This is a genomic window from Enterococcus sp. DIV1089c, assembly GCF_050530965.1.
In the GTDB taxonomy this organism is placed as follows: domain Bacteria; phylum Bacillota; class Bacilli; order Lactobacillales; family Enterococcaceae; genus Enterococcus_B; species Enterococcus_B hirae.
Map to the genome: position 1 here is coordinate 969,038 of NZ_CP172888.1, position 19,117 is coordinate 988,154.

16 protein-coding genes and 3 pseudogenes are annotated in these 19,117 nt (G+C 35.9%); 15 read left to right on the forward strand and 4 right to left on the reverse strand.

Going from position 1 to position 19,117, the window contains the following annotated elements; all coding sequences use genetic code 11:
• Positions 1-72 precede the first annotated feature (72 nt).
• The 5 genes and pseudogenes from IGL30_RS04590 (at position 73) to IGL30_RS04610 (ending at position 5,123) form a co-directional block, all read left to right on the forward strand.
• On the forward strand, positions 73-1,512 hold the full coding sequence (locus IGL30_RS04590; RefSeq protein ID WP_123874873.1) for a sucrose-6-phosphate hydrolase: 1,440 nt from the start codon (positions 73-75) through the stop codon (positions 1,510-1,512).
• A gap of 1 nt (position 1,513) precedes the next feature.
• On the forward strand, positions 1,514-2,476 hold the full coding sequence (locus IGL30_RS04595; RefSeq protein ID WP_010737356.1) for a LacI family DNA-binding transcriptional regulator: 963 nt from the start codon (positions 1,514-1,516) through the stop codon (positions 2,474-2,476).
• A 207-nt stretch (positions 2,477-2,683) separates the two neighbouring features.
• Positions 2,684-2,914 (forward strand): annotated as a pseudogene (locus tag IGL30_RS04600) (transposase); the annotation flags it as partial.
• A 378-nt stretch (positions 2,915-3,292) separates the two neighbouring features.
• Positions 3,293-4,603, forward strand: coding sequence for a ribosome biogenesis GTPase Der (der, locus tag IGL30_RS04605; protein ID WP_010719563.1), 1,311 nt, complete (start codon positions 3,293-3,295; stop codon positions 4,601-4,603).
• A 244-nt stretch (positions 4,604-4,847) separates the two neighbouring features.
• The gene (locus IGL30_RS04610) at positions 4,848-5,123 is read left to right on the forward strand and encodes an HU family DNA-binding protein (RefSeq protein WP_002290178.1); all 276 of its coding nucleotides are present in this window, start codon (positions 4,848-4,850) and stop codon (positions 5,121-5,123) included.
• Positions 5,124-5,629: 506 nt separating this feature from the next.
• On the opposite strand, the gene IGL30_RS04615 is transcribed toward IGL30_RS04610, so the two are convergent.
• The gene (locus IGL30_RS04615; RefSeq protein ID WP_260221581.1) at positions 5,630-7,309 is read right to left on the reverse strand and encodes a hypothetical protein; all 1,680 of its coding nucleotides are present in this window, start codon (positions 7,307-7,309) and stop codon (positions 5,630-5,632) included.
• Between the two features lie 329 nt (positions 7,310-7,638).
• Between IGL30_RS04615 and IGL30_RS04620 the strand changes: the two genes are divergently transcribed.
• From IGL30_RS04620 to IGL30_RS04630, 3 genes are read left to right on the forward strand one after another with little or no spacing between them, the layout of a single operon-like run.
• Positions 7,639-8,685 carry a hypothetical protein gene (locus IGL30_RS04620; RefSeq protein WP_034700278.1) on the forward strand — a complete coding sequence of 349 codons (1,047 nt, stop codon included), beginning with the start codon at positions 7,639-7,641 and terminating at the stop codon, positions 8,683-8,685.
• Positions 8,686-9,945, forward strand: coding sequence for a tetratricopeptide repeat protein (locus IGL30_RS04625; protein WP_088745296.1), 1,260 nt, complete (start codon positions 8,686-8,688; stop codon positions 9,943-9,945). It abuts the gene before it with no gap.
• A gap of 5 nt (positions 9,946-9,950) precedes the next feature.
• Positions 9,951-10,532: a ReoY family proteolytic degradation factor gene (locus tag IGL30_RS04630; protein WP_010719559.1), complete on the forward strand. Its 582-nt coding sequence runs from the start codon at positions 9,951-9,953 to the stop codon at positions 10,530-10,532.
• Positions 10,533-10,708: 176 nt separating this feature from the next.
• Here the strand turns inward: IGL30_RS04630 and IGL30_RS04635 are convergent.
• Positions 10,709-11,583, reverse strand: a pseudogene (locus IGL30_RS04635) (YitT family protein).
• Between the two features lie 159 nt (positions 11,584-11,742).
• Between IGL30_RS04635 and IGL30_RS04640 the strand changes: the two are divergent.
• The 6 genes and pseudogenes from IGL30_RS04640 to IGL30_RS04665 form a co-directional block, all read left to right on the forward strand.
• Positions 11,743-12,096: a nucleotide pyrophosphohydrolase gene (locus IGL30_RS04640; RefSeq protein ID WP_010719556.1), complete on the forward strand. Its 354-nt coding sequence runs from the start codon at positions 11,743-11,745 to the stop codon at positions 12,094-12,096.
• 26 nt (positions 12,097-12,122) lie between these two features.
• A complete protein-coding gene (locus IGL30_RS04645; protein WP_123874870.1) occupies positions 12,123-13,331 on the forward strand; it encodes a CCA tRNA nucleotidyltransferase in 1,209 nt (402 codons plus the stop codon).
• 264 nt (positions 13,332-13,595) lie between these two features.
• Entirely contained in the window at positions 13,596-14,051 is a 456-nt protein-coding gene (locus IGL30_RS04650; protein ID WP_010751262.1) for a hypothetical protein, read from the forward strand.
• A 231-nt stretch (positions 14,052-14,282) separates the two neighbouring features.
• The gene (locus IGL30_RS04655) at positions 14,283-14,558 is read left to right on the forward strand and encodes a hypothetical protein (protein ID WP_123874869.1); all 276 of its coding nucleotides are present in this window, start codon (positions 14,283-14,285) and stop codon (positions 14,556-14,558) included.
• A 12-nt stretch (positions 14,559-14,570) separates the two neighbouring features.
• Positions 14,571-16,655 carry a cation:proton antiporter gene (locus IGL30_RS04660; RefSeq protein ID WP_010719552.1) on the forward strand — a complete coding sequence of 695 codons (2,085 nt, stop codon included), beginning with the start codon at positions 14,571-14,573 and terminating at the stop codon, positions 16,653-16,655.
• 264 nt (positions 16,656-16,919) lie between these two features.
• Positions 16,920-17,185 (forward strand): annotated as a pseudogene (locus IGL30_RS04665) (type IA DNA topoisomerase); the annotation flags it as partial.
• An 82-nt stretch (positions 17,186-17,267) separates the two neighbouring features.
• Here the strand turns inward: IGL30_RS04665 and IGL30_RS04670 are convergent.
• Positions 17,268-17,582: a DMT family transporter gene (locus IGL30_RS04670; RefSeq protein ID WP_010719551.1), complete on the reverse strand. Its 315-nt coding sequence runs from the start codon at positions 17,580-17,582 to the stop codon at positions 17,268-17,270.
• A gap of 3 nt (positions 17,583-17,585) precedes the next feature.
• Complete coding sequence (locus tag IGL30_RS04675; RefSeq protein WP_053766436.1) at positions 17,586-17,915, reverse strand: DMT family transporter; 330 nt, start codon at positions 17,913-17,915, stop codon at positions 17,586-17,588.
• A gap of 431 nt (positions 17,916-18,346) precedes the next feature.
• Between IGL30_RS04675 and IGL30_RS04680 the strand changes: the two genes are divergently transcribed.
• Complete coding sequence (locus IGL30_RS04680; protein ID WP_123874868.1) at positions 18,347-19,114, forward strand: cyclase family protein; 768 nt, start codon at positions 18,347-18,349, stop codon at positions 19,112-19,114.
• The last annotated feature ends 3 nt before the right edge of the window (positions 19,115-19,117 follow it).

Sequence of the window (19,117 nt, forward strand, 5' to 3'; positions counted from 1 at the left end):
TGAAATGATTGATTTTTCAACGGAAAACGTTTACCATACTAGTTGTAAAAAGATAAATTGAAGGAGTAAAATATGAACTTACCTCGAGAAATACGATATCGTGCTTATTCTGATTGGACTAAAGATGAGATGGATAAAGTTAAGGATAATGTAAAACGATCACCTTGGCGTGCTAGCTATCATATCGAACCTAAAACAGGATTGTTAAACGATCCTAATGGTTTTTCTTTTTTTAACGGAAAATATACGCTTTTTTATCAAAATTGGCCATTTGGAGCTGCTCATGGGTTGAAAGAATGGGTGCACACTGAATCAGATGACTTAGTTCATTTTCATGTAACAGGAGCAGAACTTCTTCCAGACACAAAACGAGATAGCCACGGTGCTTATTCCGGTTCTGCATATGAAATAGAGGGGAATCTATTCTTACTCTATACAGGGAACGTTCGAAATGAAAATTGGGAACGTGATACACTTCAAATCGGAGCATGGATGGATAAAGACTACAACATTACGAAAGGTGAGAATGTTCTTATTCATCCACCTGCTGATGTAACTGATCATTTTCGTGATCCACAAATGTTTAATTATGAAGGACAATTGTATGCGATTGTTGGAGCACAAAATTTAGAAAAATCAGGCTTTATTAAACTTTACAAAGCGACTGACAATAACGTGGAAACATGGGAGGAAGTTGGAAACCTTGATTTTGGCGGCACTGGTTCAGAATACATGATTGAGTGTCCAAACCTGGTATTTGTAGACAAAAAACCTGTTCTCATTTATTGTCCTCAAGGGTTGGATAAATCTGAGCTTAATTATGGGAATATCTATCCGAATACTTTTAAGATCTGTCAATCGCTTGACATAGAAAAAGTGAAACTTGTGGACGCTTCAGAAATTCAAAATCTTGATTATGGATTTGAAGCGTATGCGACTCAAGGATTCAATACTCCTGATGGTCGTGCTCTGATTGTCAGTTGGATTGGACTACCTGATATCGATTATCCAACTGATAAGTATGATTATCAGGGAGCAATGAGTCTTGTAAAAGAACTTTCAATAAAAGATGGTAAACTTTACCAATATCCAGTAGAAGCTATTACATCATTACGTGCTAGTTCTGAACAATTTACAGCAAAAGCAGAAACAAATAATACTTATGAACTTGAACTAACGTTTCCTCCAAATCAGAAATCGGAGTTACTTCTTTTCTCTGATAGTAAAGGAAATGGACTTAGCTTGATTGTAGATACCAAAGAAGGAAAAATTATTTTAGATCGCAGCAAAGCAGGCATTCAATATGCCACTGACTTTGGTACGATTCGTGAGTGCTCAATTGATACTAAAGAAACAATTGCTAACATTTTTGTAGATAATTCAATCATTGAGATTTTTATTAATAAAGGAGAAAAAGTATTTACTAGTCGCGTATTCCCTGAGAAACACCAAAATGGTATTCAACTTAAATCAGGTGAACCGACTGGAAAATACTTTGAATTAAAATATTAATATGGTAGCAAAATTATCTGATGTCGCTGAACTAGCTGGAGTTAGCCCAACTACCGTTTCACGTGTCATTAACAATAAGGGATATCTATCGGAAAAAACAAAACAAAAAGTTCATGAAGCTATGAAAACTCTTGGTTACAAACCTAATAATCTAGCACGTGGACTTCAAGGAAAGTCACCCCAACTTATTGGGCTTATTTTTCCTAATATCAGTAATATCTTTTACTCTGAACTGATTGAGTATCTGGAAATCGAATTATTCAAACATGGCTATAAAACAATTATTTGCAATAGTCAGAACGATCCTGCTAAAGAGCGGGAATATATTGAAATGCTTGAAGCGAATCAAGTTGATGGGATTATCTCATCTAGTCATAATCTTGGAATTGCTGATTATGAGCGTGTGGGAGCACCTATTGTAGCTTTTGATAGAAACTTAGCTCCCAATGTTTCCATTGTTTCTTCAGACAACTTTGAAGGTGGAAAACTGGCTGCTAAAACGTTACAAAAAAATGGTTGTCAAAATAGTATTATGATTACAGGAAATGACAATACGGATTCTCCAACAGGGTTACGTGCGCTTGGTTTTTCTTTTCAAAATCCAAATGGCAAAGTTTTTAAAATTCCTAATAATCTCTCTACGATTCGTCGAGAAATGGAAATCAAGTCGACGATCCTAAGTCACAAACCAGATGGTATTTTTGTTTCTGATGATCTAACAGCCATTCTTACTATGAAAATTGCTCATCAGCTTAAACTTAATATCCCAGAAGATCTAAAAATTATTGGCTATGATGGAACATCTTTTGTTGAGAAATTTTTCCCACAATTGACCACAATCAGACAACCAATTGATGAAATCGCAAGTCTGATTGTTGATGTTCTTCTGAAAAAAATGAAGAATGAAAAGACAAGCAAGGATTACATTTTGCCAATCTCATTACTTCCTGGAGGGAGCATTTAACGTCAAATTCTTTTCTTGATGTTTATCACATTCGTTCAAAAAAATTTGGAGCTGATCGCTTCTTTCATGACCTTATCCACATGGTTCAAGAAGTTGCTTTGACAAAAAATTGCCGAAGAATACCAAAAATAGGAGGAACTATTTTTGGATTCTTCGGCTTATTTCTCATAGCTAGATATGGCACAACCTTTCCGACTGTAGATTAATGAAATATGCATGTCCAGTTTTACAAGCTATTTAAAAGAAAAAGGACGTTAATAATTTCTAATAAGCATGGAAATGTTAATTTGAGTTTGAAAATCAACATTTTTGGGCATCAGGCTATAATGTAGGTACAGTGGGACTGAATGAAGTGACTATAAGAAAATACAGGCTAGAATAAGGAATTAGGATATTGCGCTAGATAAACTGAGAGTTCGAGAATATGAAGATTGTTGAAAGAATGAGAGAGATGAAAAGAGCTTTCACATATCAAGAAACAATAAAAAGAGTAGAAAATGAAAACGAGAGAAACAAATTATGCTATAATCAAATGTCACTGATCGATTTTAAGTTCAGTAGTGTGTGAATATTTAGGCTAACGCTCATCTAGCGGTTCTGAATATGGTTTTTAGGGTTATTTGAACAATGTAGTTCTTTAACCAAAGAAACAAGAATAAAAGATGGTTTCCTAGGGTTCAATATTCACTTTGATGTTTTATGAAAAAAAGTTGTCCAATGAATAAATACTTGCGTAATTTTAGCGAACAATGCTTGAAAGTTCGCAAAGCTTTCGTTACACTAAGTAAGATTGGAAACTTGTGAGGAGGAAAAAATATGGCAAATCCAACAATTGCAATCGTTGGCCGCCCGAACGTCGGTAAGTCTACGATTTTTAACCGCATCGCTGGCGAGCGTATCTCGATTGTCGAAGATACTCCAGGAGTAACTCGCGATCGTATTTATGCTAAAGGCGAATGGTTAGGTCGAGAATTCAGTGTGATCGATACAGGTGGGATTGATTTAGGTGACGAACCATTCATGGATCAAATCAAGCATCAAGCAGAAATCGCGATTGAAGAAGCAGATGTCATCATCTGTGTTGTCAGCGGACGTGAAGGGGTCACCGATGCAGATGAAGTAGTAGCAAAAATTTTATACCGCAGTAATAAACCTGTGATTTTAGCAGTTAACAAAGTGGATAATCCCGAAATGCGAAATGATATTTACGAATTTTATTCATTAGGATTGGGTGATCCATATCCAGTGTCAGGGAGTCACGGTTTAGGGATCGGTGACGTATTAGATGAAGCAATTAAACACTTTTCAAATGATGGGGAAGAAGAAGAGGATGATACGATCAAATTTAGTTTGATCGGCCGCCCAAATGTTGGGAAATCTTCATTGATTAATGCGATTCTAGGAGAAGAACGAGTGATCGTTTCGGATATAGAAGGAACAACTAGAGATGCTATCGATACTCACTTTGTATCTGATAACGGTCAGAAATTTTTAATGATCGATACTGCAGGAATGCGTAAGCGTGGAAAAGTATATGAAAATACCGAAAAATACAGTGTGATGCGTGCGATGCGTGCCATTGACCGTTCCGACATCGTTTTGATGGTTTTGAATGCTGAAGAAGGAATCCGTGAGCAAGACAAACGGGTAGCTGGATACGCACATGAAGCAGGACGTGGTGTGATCATCGTGGTAAACAAGTGGGATCTTGTCAAAAAAGAAACCAATACGATGCGTGATTTTGAGCAAGAAATTCGTGAAGAATTTCGTTATTTAGATTATGCGCCAATCGTCTTCGTATCAGCAGTCACAAAACAACGTTTAGAACGTTTACCTGAAATGATCGAAGAAGTAAGTATGAATCAAAACTTGCGTGTGCCGTCTGCTGTCTTGAATGATATCATCATGGATGCAGTAGCGATCAACCCGACTCCAACAGATAAAGGGAAGCGGTTGAAGATTTTCTATGCTACGCAAGTGGCTGTAAAACCACCAACCTTCGTCGTTTTTGTTAATGAAGAAGAGTTGATGCATTTTTCTTATGAACGTTTCTTAGAAAATCAAATTCGTAAAGCATTTACTTTCGAAGGAACTTCGATCCGAATCATTCCAAGAAGACGAAAATAGGCATTTTACCACATCGGCAGATTTTTTTCAAAAAAATTAGGTGGTTTTGTTTATTACGTTTTTATGACTAAAAAAAGCACGTGAAAAATGGTAAAAACCTTGCTATTAAGCGGTTTATATGATATCGTGATAACAGAATATTGAACTAGATCAATATTTCTTTTAAACTTCTGGACCACTCAGAATGTTTTTAACTAAACTGATGTTTTACATCATATCTCTTGTGGAGGAGGTGAATCTATCCATGGCAAACAAAGCAGAATTAATCGAAAAAGTTGCTTCAGCTACTGACTTAACTAAAAAAGATGCAACTGCAGCAGTCGATGCTGTATTTTCAACTATTCAAGATGCTTTAGCTAACGGCGAAAAAGTTCAATTAATCGGTTTTGGTAACTTTGAAGTTCGCGAACGTGCTGCACGTAAAGGACGTAATCCACAAACTGGTGAAGAAATCGAAATCCCAGCTAGCAAAGTACCTGCATTCAAACCAGGTAAAGCATTAAAAGACGCTGTTAAATAATACGGCTCATAAAAAAGCGCTTGTGGCTTTAAGCTGCAAGTGCTTTTTTATATTTCCTATTGTTTTGAGTTTTAGAGTGAAGAAATTAGGAGACGAAGGGTACTTTGCGTCTCCGTTATTTATGAATCTGAGATATAAATCTTATTTTTTAGTTTAAAATGAGTAATGGTCTACAAGAAGCAACTTCTCAGCAATAAGCGATGCTTTTCTAAACCAGGAGAAGCTATTTCAAAAAATCTTTTCTTATTGTCATTGAAGCTCCGATGCTTTCACAACCTTACTTTAAACGATAATAAAAAAATCTGAGGCAGAATACGGTTCATTCTGTCCCAGATTTTTAATACAAAACTTCTCAGTCATTATTGACGAAAAGCTATTTTTTCAAACTATCTTAATGAATAAGATAGTCGTTATTTTTACAACCTCTTATTTATTCAAAGTTGCTTGCTTCGCTCATTGCCTCATTTTTCTATCTGGCTGTTTAGAAAAAATCTTTTGCTCATCGGTTATTTCGTGCGTTTGTTTTTACTGAAAAATTTGCATCGTTTGCTCATATAGTAAGCAATGATGATAACCACTGTTAATATTCGGATATAAATAGCTGATCTGAATAGTTTACCTGGTTTATATCCTACAATAATTTCATTTGTACCAATCTTTGGAGAAATTCTTAGAGCGCCTATTGAAGTCAGTGAATATTGTGCTTCACTTCTAGATTTTCCATTGATTATGAGGGAACTATTGTGGTAAATGATTACTGGTAAAGTTATTTTATTTGTATCTTTAGCAGTGAAAGTTAGATGTATATTCCCTTGTTTGTCAATTGATCTTTTAAGAGGGATAGAATTGTGTAAAACGTCCTCTTTATAAGCTTTGTAAGGATCTTCCAATTGTCCACCACTAGCGGGTAAATAGTCAGCCATCGGTTTTCTGTGTATTTGTAAAGCAGCAGATAGATCAGCATTGCCTCCAAATAGGTGACGAATATTACTTGTATTACTTTCTAAGGTTTCAGCAGCACTGGTGTCTTTAGAAAGTGGGGCATCACTATTCCAGATAGCTGCTGTATCCGAAATTAAAGCATAGCCACCTGTTAAATTTAACAATGAAAAAGACAGTAATAGTGGCACACTGATTTTTAAAACCGATTGTTTCTCTAAAGTTACAAAGGCTTTTTGAATGGTAAAACCGAACCCTAGTATTAATAAGATACATGCGAGGCAACCCAGTCTTTGTGGAAATTGCATTTTGCGAACAAATGTAAAATAATTGCCGATATCATTCCAAGGAATGTATTTAGAAGAGACAAGTAAAAAGAATGCTCCGACTAAGTTGATTGTTTTTTCCAACACACTGAGTTTATTAAAGTGGACGATAGTAAACACAAGTTGAAAAACAAATATCATAGAAAGGATTATTCCAAAGTTTGTCCAGCCAATTGAACCAAACGAAAGTGAAGTACTATTCGATAATAGATCAGTTACTGCGTATGGTGGAATCAAGGTATCATTGGACAAATCCAGAAAAGCAGTAAACGTATTGAAAGAAAGACCGATAGCGATCACCACTGCTAGCAGAGCCTGTTTGATTATTACTAGTTTTTTGTTAGAGTAAAGCAAACCCACAAGGAAAAAGGGAATCAAAGCGGCTACGGCTAGTAAGGTTGAAAACATATGGACAGATAGCAATAATGAAATGGTTCCTCCTAGCACCACAGGTTGGATTGGGCTTTCCCGATTTCTTATCATTCTAACAGCTGGAATAAAAATAAGAGGTAAAAAGGCAGCACCCCAACCAGAAAAATTTTGGGCAAGAGTGTAGTAAAAAATGGTAGGTGTACCCATGTATAAAATAGCCATCCCAGTAGCAATTTTTTGCTCTAAATGGCAGTACCGTCCAAGGAAATACATCGATGTACCGGCAGTGAAGTAACACAGAAAAGTAGATACAAGTTGGAATCTGAACCAAGTTTTAAAAATTAAAAGTAACAGTCCATGTAAATAGGCAAAGTCGGTTCCATAAAGGGCATTGATGACTCTTCCCGATTGGCTAAAACCGTAGATGGATTGGAAATAATTAAACGTGCCATTTTTTAATTGCATAGCCGTGTCATAGAAACGGTTCATATGAAATACCCAGTCATTTGAAACAATGAGTGCATGTTTATAAATTTGAGGTGAAACCATAAAAAAAGCACATAGGGAGATAATTAAAATTGCTGTAACTGATTATTTATTTATTTTTGACAAAACTTATCCCTCATTTTTGATGAAATTTAGTTGAATAAAATTGCTTAATCCATTTCTCCGTTTTATAAAATGAAAAGCAAAGTCCTATATAATCTTTTACTTCGTATTACAGTATACCATGCCCGATTTATTACACAAGAATTCTTTAAATAGGTGCTCTTAAATGTAGGTGAATTACGAAGTTTTTCTATATTCTCCCAAGAATTTACCCTATTCTTTTCCGATTTTACTTACTAATGGTAAAATAAAGAAAAGGAGGGGTGCTTATGGAAATCGACTATCAAGGACAAGAAGAACAAACAAAAATCTATTATGGGGAAACGTTGGTCAGCCAGCTGAAAACAATAACGATTGATCAGCCTGTTTTATTTTTGACGAACCAACGGTATTACGATTTGTTTGTTGAGAAAATCAACCAACAGTTTCCTAACCCAAGTGAGATTGATTGGTATATCTGTGCCAATACTCAATGTAATCACTTAACAGAACTAAGTAATCTTGTAACATTTGCAAAACGATATCCTGAAAACCAATCCTTACTTATAATTGGGTTTGGGAATGAGGGGATCATGGATTTAGCAGGTTTTTTCCAGAAGCATACCTCACTTGCATCAACATTATGGCTAATTCCGGTATCGATTCGTTCAATGGCCCGAGCATTAACTCCTCAACGAAATATTTTACAATTGCCAAATCAAGTCGTCTTGCGAACGACCAACCTTCCAGAACGAATCGTTTACGATCAAACAATCAGTGAAAAACAAGGAGAAGGGAAACAAATAGATTTTTTGACTTTGATAACATGTGGTTTAGTTTGTGATTATCATTTTTTACAAAATCTCTATAAAAACTATCCGCAACCAAGGCAGTTATCTCAGCGGGCTTTTACGGGGATGCTGGAAGAAATGATTACTTTTTACCAAGTAGATGCGGAAAATCTCTCAAATTATGGTAAACTATTTGAACAAGCTTTTTACCTAACAGAAAATGGTCATTTGTTATCAGCTAGTATGAAAAAACTATTAGGAATGCTTTTTCATCTTACTTGGAATGTAGGACTAGCGGATATGTCCTTTCAATTGAAAAATTTTTTTATCTGGTTGAAACATCTGGGTTATCCTATCGATTGGCCAGAACAATTATCAAAAATTGATTATTTAGAAAATGTCTTACTTCTAGCGGAAAAAAGCAAAAAAATTCTTGTTTTGAAAAAAATTGGTATAATAGAGAAATATCAATCGCCAAAGGAACAAGAATTAATACAAACAATGAAATCTTATGACGAGATTATTAGTGAGATTAGAGGGATTTAAATGAATACAAATAGTGAAAAAATGTTACAAGCATTGTCAGAGGAAGATTTGGCGCAAGCTCAGTTATATCTGACACAAGCTTTGAAAGAAGATCCGGCCGATGTTTTGGCTGAATTAGGGGAAGAACTCTTAGCGATTGGTTTTTTAGAAGAAGCAAAGCAAATTTTTGAACAGTTAGTGAAACAGTACCCCGAAAATGATGAGTTGTTCATTCCATTGGCGGAAATTGCGATTGAAGATAATGAAATCGATCAAGCATTTGAATATCTGGAAAACATTTCAAAAGAAAGTGACTACTATCCTCAAGCTTTATTAGCAATTGCTGATTTATATCAAGTAATCGGTATTCCTGAAGTCAGTGAAGCGAAATTAAAGGAAGCAGCTGCGTTGTTGCCTGATGAACCATTGATCCAATTTGCTTTAGCCGAACTTTACTTTTCAGTCGATCGTTTTGCTGAAGCTGCAACGATCTATCAACTATTATTATCAAGTAATATTGATGAGATTTCTGGTATCTCTATGCAGGAACGTTTAGGACAATCTCTAAGCATGCAAGGAGAGTTCGAAGCAGCAATCGAACCATTGGAACAAGCATTGCAGGAAGAACGGACAGATGATCGCTTATTCCAGTTAGCTTTCACCAATCTGCAGCTAAAAGAAAATGAAAAAGCGATCAATTATTTACAAGAATTGAGAGAAGTAAATCCCCAATATCAATCTCTTTATCTTTATTTAGGTCAAGCATTGCAAGAAGAAGAATTGATTGAAGAAGCGCAGAAAGTTCTTGAAGATGGGATCAAAGAAAATCCTTATCAAGTAGAACTCTATCACTTAGCTTCTGAAAATGCGTATCGCCTACATGACAAAGAAAAAGCAGAAAAACTATTATTAAATGCGTTGGAATTAGGTGAAAAACAAGACGAAACATTATTAACATTAAGTAATTTGTATTTAGATGAAGAACGTTACGAAGATGTAATCAAGAGTATCAATCAAATGGAAGAAACTGCAAATCCATATGCGGAATGGAATTTAGCCCATGCCTATAATGAATTAGAGGACTTCACGCTAGCAGCTGTTCATTATGAACAAGCGTATCACGAATTGGAGCATGAACCTGATTTTCTAAAAGAATACGCCTTATTCTTACGAGAAGAAGGACAATTGACAAAAACAAAAGATCTACTTACTCATTATTTAGAATTGGAACCTGGAGATTTGGAGGCATTGTCAGTATTAGACGACCTAGCAGAGAGGTGAGTAAAATGCTAATAGATGTAAAGGAAAAAAAGAATTTCTTAACTTGGATGGTCAATCATGTTTCATTTAGTCGCAGAGAGGTTTTTTGGATTTTGAATTACTTGGCTAATCATGAAGCAATCTTAAGTAATGTTCATTTTGTTGAAGGAGCGAATCAAGCAAATCGGGGATTACAAATCAGTGACCTTTCTTTCGATGGAGAACCAATGAAATTATTTCTCGAGGGGAAAGAGTTTACCGATACTGATCAAATTTTTCATGAAATTCGATTAAATTGGAAAAGACCGCTATATGTAGAATGCCTTTTTGAAAATGCTTGGCAGACGAAAGAGTATTTAATGGTTTTAGAAGAGAACCCCTTTGCATCTTGGAACGACTCTATTAGTGAAGAAGATCTTGAACTAGTCGAGCAATATCTCAAAGAGAAAGAACAAGCAGCCCATCTCAAAATGCTTTACTTACAGATTGATCAAGCGCTTGAAAAAGGGGATAAAGATGCTTTCCTGGAATTGTCCGATGAAGTTAATCGTGAAATATTAAGCAAGAACCAAGTAAAAGGCGAACATGCAGGAAAGAATCCTAACTAAGGATACTTTTATTTAACCGTTTATTCGTTTTTAAAGATACTAAAAGAGACTGAGGCAAGTTGATATGCTCCCCCTATATAGGACACTGAAATATAAAAGTCCTGTATAGGGGGATTTTGTATGCCAAAAAGAAAGATGAAACTCACTCCAGAAAAACGAGTAGAACTAGGAGAGAGCTATATTCGCTTAAATAACTTAGACTGTGGTTTAAGATAAGTGAATCCTTCTCCTTCGACCTCATGGACATTGATAATCGATAGAAAGGCTTTTTCATCGATTTCATGGACGATTCGTTTCACTTCATTCAATTCACTCGAACTAACCACCATATAGATAATTTTTTAGAATGACCAGAAAACCCACCTTCACCACTTAAAAAAGTAACGCCACGTTCTAATCCAGTCATCAGCAGTGGGGCAATTTCTTCATTTTTGTTTGAGACGACTAAAATCCCTTTAGCTGAGTAACCGCCATCTAAGATTGAATCAATGACACGGCTGAAAACATAAGAAACAATTAACGTATACATCATGCGTTTCAAGTCAATGTAAGTCAATGAAGCCAACAAAACGATAACATCTAATACCAGTAAAGATCGACCCATTGAGATCCCATAATTCTTTTCTAATATACGAGCAATGATATCACTTCCACCGGTAGTTCCACCCATCCGATAGACCAGACCACTTCCAGTTCCGGCAATTAAGCCAGCCAATAATGAAACGATCAGTAAGTCATGTTGAAGATTGATTTGTAAAGGAACACGTTGCCAAATCCATAAAAATGCAGACAACGAAACTGTTCCTAAGACGGTATAAGCGAGTGAACGTTTTCCTAAAATTTTTCCCCCAATCAAAATCAAAGGTATATTGATCAAAAGTGTAGAGTAGGCAGGATCAATCCCAAAAAGTGCGCGTAAGATCAAAGTGATCCCTGAAACGCCACCTTCTGCTAAATGATTCGCAATATTTAAATAAACGAGTCCAAACGCATAAATACTTGTACCAACCATAATCATTACGACTTCTTTAACTGTTTTCATTGAGATCATCAAACCACTCCTTCGATAAACCGACTAATATTTTCGCAATATTTCATTCTTTTTACATCACAATACTCAATGTAGCACGTAATCTTTATTTTCTCAATCGCTCTTGCCTAGGATTTGGACGTAGTTTTTGGTAAGATAAATAGGAAAGGTGGAGAAGAAATGACAAAAGAACGTTCTTTAAGAAGTATGCAACAGGAAGTAGATGACTATATCCAACAGTTTAAAGTAGGCTATTTTTCTCCATTAGCTCAAATGGCACGCTTAACAGAAGAAGTCGGGGAGCTGGCTCGAGAAGTCAATCATACATACGGTGAAAAAGCGAAGAAAGAAACGGAGCCCAACAATTCTGTAGCAGAAGAATTAGGTGATGTTTTATTTGTCACTATGATCATGGCAAATTCCCTGGAAATCGATTTAACGGATGTATTTGAAAAAAATATGGAAAAATTTAATCGCAGAGATCACAATCGCTTTGAAAGAAAAGAAGCAAATAAGGATGATAAAAAAGCGTAAGCCATCAAGTTGGAAGAGGGAAAACAATGAAACTAAAACAATTACCAAGAGAATACCAAAAAGCGATTCCTGTCTTGAATAAATTGGAGCAAGCGGGTTTTGAAGCTTATTTTGTCGGGGGAAGCGTCAGAGATATCTTGTTGGATCAACCCATCCATGATGTAGATATCGCAACAAGTGCATTCCCAGAAGAAATCAAACAACTTTTTCCGAAAACCATTGATATCGGCATTGAACATGGCACCGTTTTGGTCTTGGCTGAAGAGGAACAATATGAAATCACGACCTTTCGGACAGAATCGACCTATCAAGATTATCGTCGTCCAGATCATGTCGAATTTGTCCGTTCACTTGAAGAGGATCTAAAAAGACGTGATTTTACGATCAATGCATTTGCATTAAAAGAAGATGGTCAAATCATTGATTTATTTGACGGGTTAGCTGATTTAGAAAACCAGATCCTTCGAGCAGTAGGCGATCCACAGGAACGGTTTCATGAAGATGCTTTGCGTATGATGCGTGGGATTCGATTTGTTAGTCAAATTGGGTTTACACTCGAGCAAGAAACGGCTGCGGCCATTCAGGCCAACCATTCATTATTAGGAAAAATTTCTGTCGAACGGATTAATGTGGAATTCATCAAAATGTTATTAGGGAAAGAGCGTTCTACAGGATTGAGAACATTCGTTGAGACGCAATGTTATATTTATTGTCCAGGTTTAAGAGACTATGGTGAAGCCTTGTTACGTTTTGCCGATTTACCAGATGAACCATTGCAAACTGAAAGTCAGGCGTGGGTATTGCTGATCGATCAGTTAGGGCTTCAAGAAAGTGAGATCCGACCTTTCTTAAAGGAATGGAAATGTTCCAACCAAATGATTCGAGAAGTTCAAATGATCGTTTATGGATTGACTCAACGCAAAAGACAGATGTTAGAACCATTGGTACTCTATCATTTGGGGAAAGAGAACGCTTTGAAGACAGAGGAACTTATGATTTATTTTGGTGAAACACCTCAACTAGATCAAGTAGCAAAGCGCTATGATCAATTACCGATCACATCCATGCGAGAATTAGCAATTGATGGGAAGAAACTTCTTAGTGTGAGTGACAAGAAACCAGGGAAATGGGTCAGTGATGCACTTCAAGCTGCAGAAAGAGCAGTGGTAGAGGGAAATTTAGCAAATGAAGCAAGTGCCCTTTTTGATTATCTCCAGCAAAATAACCATTTATAGATTTCGATGAATGTCGAAGTCGCGCTTTAATAGAGGTTCTGAAAGAAGCAATCAGCTCTGAGTAATAAGTGAGGAATTTAAAAACTTCTCCTATTTAGAAAATCCTCGCTTATTGCTGGGGAGTTGCTTCCGGATTTTTTTGTCAATAGTGGAACGCTTCTAAAGTTTCACATCTTTGAAAAAACTTTAGATGTGACCTTCGCGTGGGATGTGTGCTAAACTAAAAGGGAACCAGAATAAATGACGTCAAAAGGGGATTTTTTTATGAGTAAAGAAATGACAGCGCTAAAATTTTATTTCCGAAACGGCGAAACGTGGACGATCAATCGTCGCCATATTGGTGATTTGTGGATCAAACAAATAACAACGAGTTTTGGACGAATCAATGGTAGTGAATTTATGGAAATCCATCCTTGTGCTGGATTTAAGATCGAAATTTTTCACGAAGGTGATTCCGTAGCAACTCACGACATCAACTTAGGTGGATTAGAGATGGGTATGTTCAACCGTGCATTAAAATATGAAGATATTGAACGGATGGAGATTCTTTATCGCAATGGTACACCTGACCTAGTTTATTTCCCTTATCTTGATAAAGGAACAGAAGGATTGGATAATCAATACCAATCAACTAAAATCAGTGAAAAAACAGGTAATTTATACATCGTGATCAATCCGGATCAACGTGTTGAAGATATCTATGGCGAGTTTTTTGAATAAAACCAAAGTTTAATGGATAGCTGAGAAAGGAGCGGAAATGGTTTCCCAGCTCCTTTTTTGGTGTGTTTTCCGCACTTGATATTTTCTTCCATTTGGAATAGAATGAGTTTCTGAAATTCAAGCAAACTTATTCTTTGAATCCAGCTGAACTTGTCTAATAAAGGGGAATCCTTTTCCTTTTAACGTTCAGTGTTTCATGAAGATCAAGTTTGCATTTAGGAGATCTTAAAAATGAGGAAGAGGTTTGAAGAACAAAAGAAACTGTTGCATGATCGTTATGGTGCGTTTTCAATGGAAGATCGTCGGCAAATCCTTTGTAAGCTGCGAAAGAAAAATATCATCATGTATCGTCAGCTTGAGCGATTGAAACATGATTTGCTACGTTTAGAATCAAAGCGAGTACAGTGTGAATTAGAAGGAAACAATGTACAAGCAGAAGTGGTAGAAAACAAAATATTGAAGAAAAAAGAACAATTTCTAAAGGTACTCGCTCAAAATAAAAAATAAAGGGGACGGACCATGGAATTTGCTGAGTTAGTGATCGTATTTGCTGTAACGATCACCTTATCTAATATAGCTAGCCGCATTTTACCTATGATCCCAGCTCCACTGATCCAAATATTTCTTGGTATCATCTTAGGCTTAACAGAATGGGGCCAATCGATCAACTTTGAACCAGAACTCTTTCTAGTGATGATCATTGCGCCGTTGCTTTTTCGTGAAGGAGAAAAAGCCGATGTATCCTCGATCCTGAAAAACTTTGATACGATTTTATTTCTGGCTTTTGGAGGGGTAATCCTGACATTAGTCGGGGTTGGTTTCACGCTGTCGTTTTTATTACCCAGCGTGCCATTAGCTGCTTGTTTTGCTTTTGGAGCGGCTCTTGGACCAACCGATGCTGTCGCTGTCAGCTCGCTCTCTGGACGGGTGAATATCCCAAATAAAGCGATGCATATTTTAGAAGGCGAAGGATTATTAAATGATGCTTCAGGTGTTACCGCCTTTCAATTTGCATTAGCTGCATTGATCACGGGCTCTTTTTCTGCAGTCAACGCAGGATTTACACTTGTGTTTTCTAGTATAGGAGGAGCCGTCGTTGGCTTTTTACTTGTCTGGGTCAAACGAAAAGTGATTAATCTGATTGAGAAGGCTTCTGCCAGAGATGTGACAGGTTACTTGTTAATTGAATTGCTATTACCGTTTTTAGCGTATGTTTTAGCAGAAGTATTTGATGTTTCAGGGATTATTGCCGCAGTAGTAGCTGGGGTATTGCAAGCTTCGGGATTTAGAAAAATCTCGGTGTTTGATGCGGAGTTATCAAGTTTGTCCGATAGTACATGGACAACAATCACATTTACGCTGAATGCGTTAGTTTTTATCTTTTTAGGAATTGAATTAACCCAAGTATTTTCTCCAGTTTGGGGAGATGGGCTTTATTCAAACTGGTTGCTGTTAATCACGATTTTGTTGATCTCAATGATCTTATTTATGATTCGCTTTGTTTCGATCAGTCTTTTTTATTTATTTAAATATAAAGGAAAAGAATTCAAGGAACAATTGAATGAGATTTTGATTTTAACTTTTGGTGGTGTGAAAGGAACGGTTAGTTTAGCAACGATTTTCATCTTACCTTTTACGATTAACCAAATGATTTTTTATCAGCGCTCTTTATTATTATTTTTGACGGCAGGAGTTATTTTGGTAACACTGATCGTAGGAATCGTGGTTTTACCCCTGTTGACAGAAACGGAAGAGGTAGTGAAAACAGATTTGAATGCTTTAATGATCCTAGAAGAAGTCATTGAAGTATTGAAATCTGAAATCAAAACGTTAGATAAAGATTCAAAAGAATATTTAGCAACTGAAGCAGTGATCGAAAACTATCAAGAGCGTATCCGTGATCTTTATTTAAAAGATCTTTCTGATGATGAAAAGCAAGAAGTACAAGAAATTCAAGCATTGATTTTATCCATCGAACGTGATGGGTTAGATAAAAGTTATCGTTCTGGTAAGCTTTCCTCAAATGGCTATCGTTTTTATTCACGATTTCTTGCTAATTTTGAACACTCTATTACTAGTCAGGTACTGTCGTTTGTCGGCTTCTGGTTTATTTTTGTTCGACGGTTGATTCGGATCATCTTACATCCCAAAATGTTCTGGCAACGACAAAAATCAGATCGAAAGACACTGATTTCCGAAAAAGATATTCAAGAAATTCGGGAAACCTATCAAAAAAACACACAATTGATCATTGAGAGTTTAGAAAACCTAACCGATGTTTATGATGAAACAATGGTCAACTTTTTCATCCAACAACGAAAAATGGAAGGCATCAAAATGGCTTCAGGAAATTTGATCTCCTCTTGGATGATCCAACAAGACAGTCTTTATTCTAAAAAAATGTTGCGTGGCTATTACTTAGAGCGCAAAATCGTTGATGAGTATGAAGAAGCTGAGAAAATCACAACTTTTTCTGCTAATAGTTATCGGAAAAATATTAATTTACTGGAATCCTATACTATGAATAAGCCAGTTGATGATTTTTCATTTAAATTCGCATTGCGGGCAAGAAAACGTTCGCTTCCGGCTAAAAAAGTTGAGTAAGTGTTCAGCGTGATTATTCATGCACTTAATGCATTGCTTTGTCTAGCTTGAGCCGTATCATACACAAAAATGATTTGAGGTGGACAAACAGAAAACTGAGAATCGCTAACGAATGGATAATATGAATCATCAAAGAAGAAGAGACTGAGATAAAACGGCTCTTTGTCAATAAAGAGTGATGAGTGTCGTAAAATCAAATCTGGGTCAGAATGAACCTCATTCTGTCTCAGATTTTTTGTTATTTCACGTTGATTCATTGATGGTATGAATGATAACCCATGGTATAGTTTACTCTTGCAGCAAAAAGGCATACCAGTAAGTTTGTCCTTAGGTAGAGTCCAAACCCCAACAACATCTATGATCTATCAATTGCAAGAAAAGATCAGGAACGTCAAGAAAAACCTTACTTTGAAGGAAAAGCCCAGATAATCGCTTAAAACGGAGAGGTTTGTGCCAAGCTTGATCCGAATGAAACTCAAACCACACAAGAAGCATTTGAAGCGTATTTAAAAGAAAATGGCTTTCAATTAGCAAACAGCTTTAGTGATAGTAGAAGAGACTGAGACAAGTTTTGTCCCAGTCTCACAAATGACAATAGATTCTTCAATTTAATTAGCTAACTAGTTTTAGGCCAATCACAGAAAATAAAATAATAATCATGGAAGTAAATTGTAGCCAGTTCATTTTTTCTTTAAATAAAAATACTCCAAGGATCATTGAACCAATGGAACCAAAAGCTACCCAAATACTATAGCTAACCCCAGCTTCTAATGTATTCATTGAATGCGATAAAAGTAGTAAACTAGAGGCTGCAGAAATAATAGTTATAATACTCCAATTTATTTTTTTAAATCCGTGTGAATTTTTAAGAGAAAAGACCATTATGATCTCTGCTATTCCTGCTAGTATAAGATAAAGTATATCCACAGATTATTCCTCCTTTGTTGTGATTTTTAGACCCAAAATTCCTATAACTAATAATGCAGAAAACAATATTTTTTGCACAGATACACTTTCTTTCAGAAATAAAATACCAAAAATGATTGTTCCGACTGCACCTATTCCAGTAAACACTGTATATGCTGCTCCAGTAGGTAAGCTTTCCATACCTTTAGCAAATAAATAAAAGCTAATAACAACGAGCAAAATCGTCAAAATGGAATAGAAAAAATGATGGAAATTCTCTGATTTTTTTAAACAAAGTACCCAAAAAATTTCTAAAAAACCTCCGAAGATAACGTAAAACCAGTTCTTCTCCATTTCGTACCTCCTTAAGAAAAATTAGATATCAGAAGACAAAAAAGGGATTGGATAAGAGTAATCTTATCCAATCCCTTAGGATCCTCCGATATTCGAAAAAATTGTAATATATTTTTCTATTAATGTAAAGAAGATATTTCTTCTAGTCTCGAAAAATCAAGTAAAGTATACTATGTTGGACTTCCACATTATAAAATCAATAGGATAAATGACAGTTATTTTTCAAGATTTTCTTCACCTTTCTAATCGTTGTAAACTGATAGAAGCATCGTTCTTAACGTTTATCCTTTATTTAATGACATAATTCATTGATTGTCCATCAGACTATCACTATAAAAAATAAATTCAAAAATCATCAAAAAAAAGTAAAATAGAAAAATTTTTTTAGTTAATATTAAAACTTAGATAATCATTCAAGGAGTTGTTAGACATTGAAATTAGTTGACTTAAGTATCACTATAGAAAATGATTTGCCCAGTGATCCAGAGGAAATGATACCTAAAATTTCATACATTGATCATGAACAAAGCGTCAACGATATGCTTCGTTTCTTTGGAACAGCAAAAAAAGAACACTTGCCTGCTAGTTTAGCATGGGCGATCGAAAAAATTCACTTGACTACGCATTCAGGTACTCATTTAGATGCTCCTTATCACTACCATCCAACAATGGATAAAGGTAAGCCAGCTTGGACAATTGAGCAAATTCCTCTTGATTGGTGTTACGGTAATGGTGTTGTATTTGATTTTTCAAACAAACCAGACGGATATCGATTAGAAATCGAGGATTTTAAAGTAGCTTTAGATGCGATGGACTATCGATTAAAAGAAAAGGACATTGTTTTAATTCGGACTGGAGCGGATCAATATTGGGGAACATCAAATTACTTAATCAGTGGGTGCGGTGTAGGAAGAGAAGCAACTTTATGGCTACTCGAACAAGGAATAAAAGTGGTAGGTACCGATGCTTGGTCATGGGACAGACCTTTACCATTCATTGCAAAAGAATTTGATAAGACCGGAGACCCTTCACTTATTTGGGAAGGGCATTTTGCAGGAATCGAGAAATCTTATTGTCAGCTTGAAAAATTAACCAGTCTTGATCAATTACCTTCCACGGGGTTTAAAATCAGTTGTTATCCGATAAAAATTAAAAATGCTAGTGCTGGTTGGGTTAGAGCAGTAGCTATAATCGAATAATTA

Coding starts and splice junctions, on each gene's coding strand:
- IGL30_RS04615 (WP_260221581.1), bottom strand. CDS start 7,309: ATGGTTTCACCTCAAATTTATAAACATGCACTCATTGTTTCAAATGAC.
- IGL30_RS04620 (WP_034700278.1), top strand. CDS start 7,639: ATGGAAATCGACTATCAAGGACAAGAAGAACAAACAAAAATCTATTAT.
- IGL30_RS04660 (WP_010719552.1), top strand. CDS start 14,571: ATGGAATTTGCTGAGTTAGTGATCGTATTTGCTGTAACGATCACCTTA.
- IGL30_RS04645 (WP_123874870.1), top strand. CDS start 12,123: ATGAAACTAAAACAATTACCAAGAGAATACCAAAAAGCGATTCCTGTC.
- IGL30_RS04630 (WP_010719559.1), top strand. CDS start 9,951: ATGCTAATAGATGTAAAGGAAAAAAAGAATTTCTTAACTTGGATGGTC.
- IGL30_RS04655 (WP_123874869.1), top strand. CDS start 14,283: ATGAGGAAGAGGTTTGAAGAACAAAAGAAACTGTTGCATGATCGTTAT.
- IGL30_RS04590 (WP_123874873.1), top strand. CDS start 73: ATGAACTTACCTCGAGAAATACGATATCGTGCTTATTCTGATTGGACT.
- IGL30_RS04640 (WP_010719556.1), top strand. CDS start 11,743: ATGACAAAAGAACGTTCTTTAAGAAGTATGCAACAGGAAGTAGATGAC.
- IGL30_RS04650 (WP_010751262.1), top strand. CDS start 13,596: ATGAGTAAAGAAATGACAGCGCTAAAATTTTATTTCCGAAACGGCGAA.
- IGL30_RS04610 (WP_002290178.1), top strand. CDS start 4,848: ATGGCAAACAAAGCAGAATTAATCGAAAAAGTTGCTTCAGCTACTGAC.
- der (WP_010719563.1), top strand. CDS start 3,293: ATGGCAAATCCAACAATTGCAATCGTTGGCCGCCCGAACGTCGGTAAG.
- IGL30_RS04625 (WP_088745296.1), top strand. CDS start 8,686: ATGAATACAAATAGTGAAAAAATGTTACAAGCATTGTCAGAGGAAGAT.
- IGL30_RS04675 (WP_053766436.1), bottom strand. CDS start 17,915: ATGGAGAAGAACTGGTTTTACGTTATCTTCGGAGGTTTTTTAGAAATT.
- IGL30_RS04595 (WP_010737356.1), top strand. CDS start 1,514: ATGGTAGCAAAATTATCTGATGTCGCTGAACTAGCTGGAGTTAGCCCA.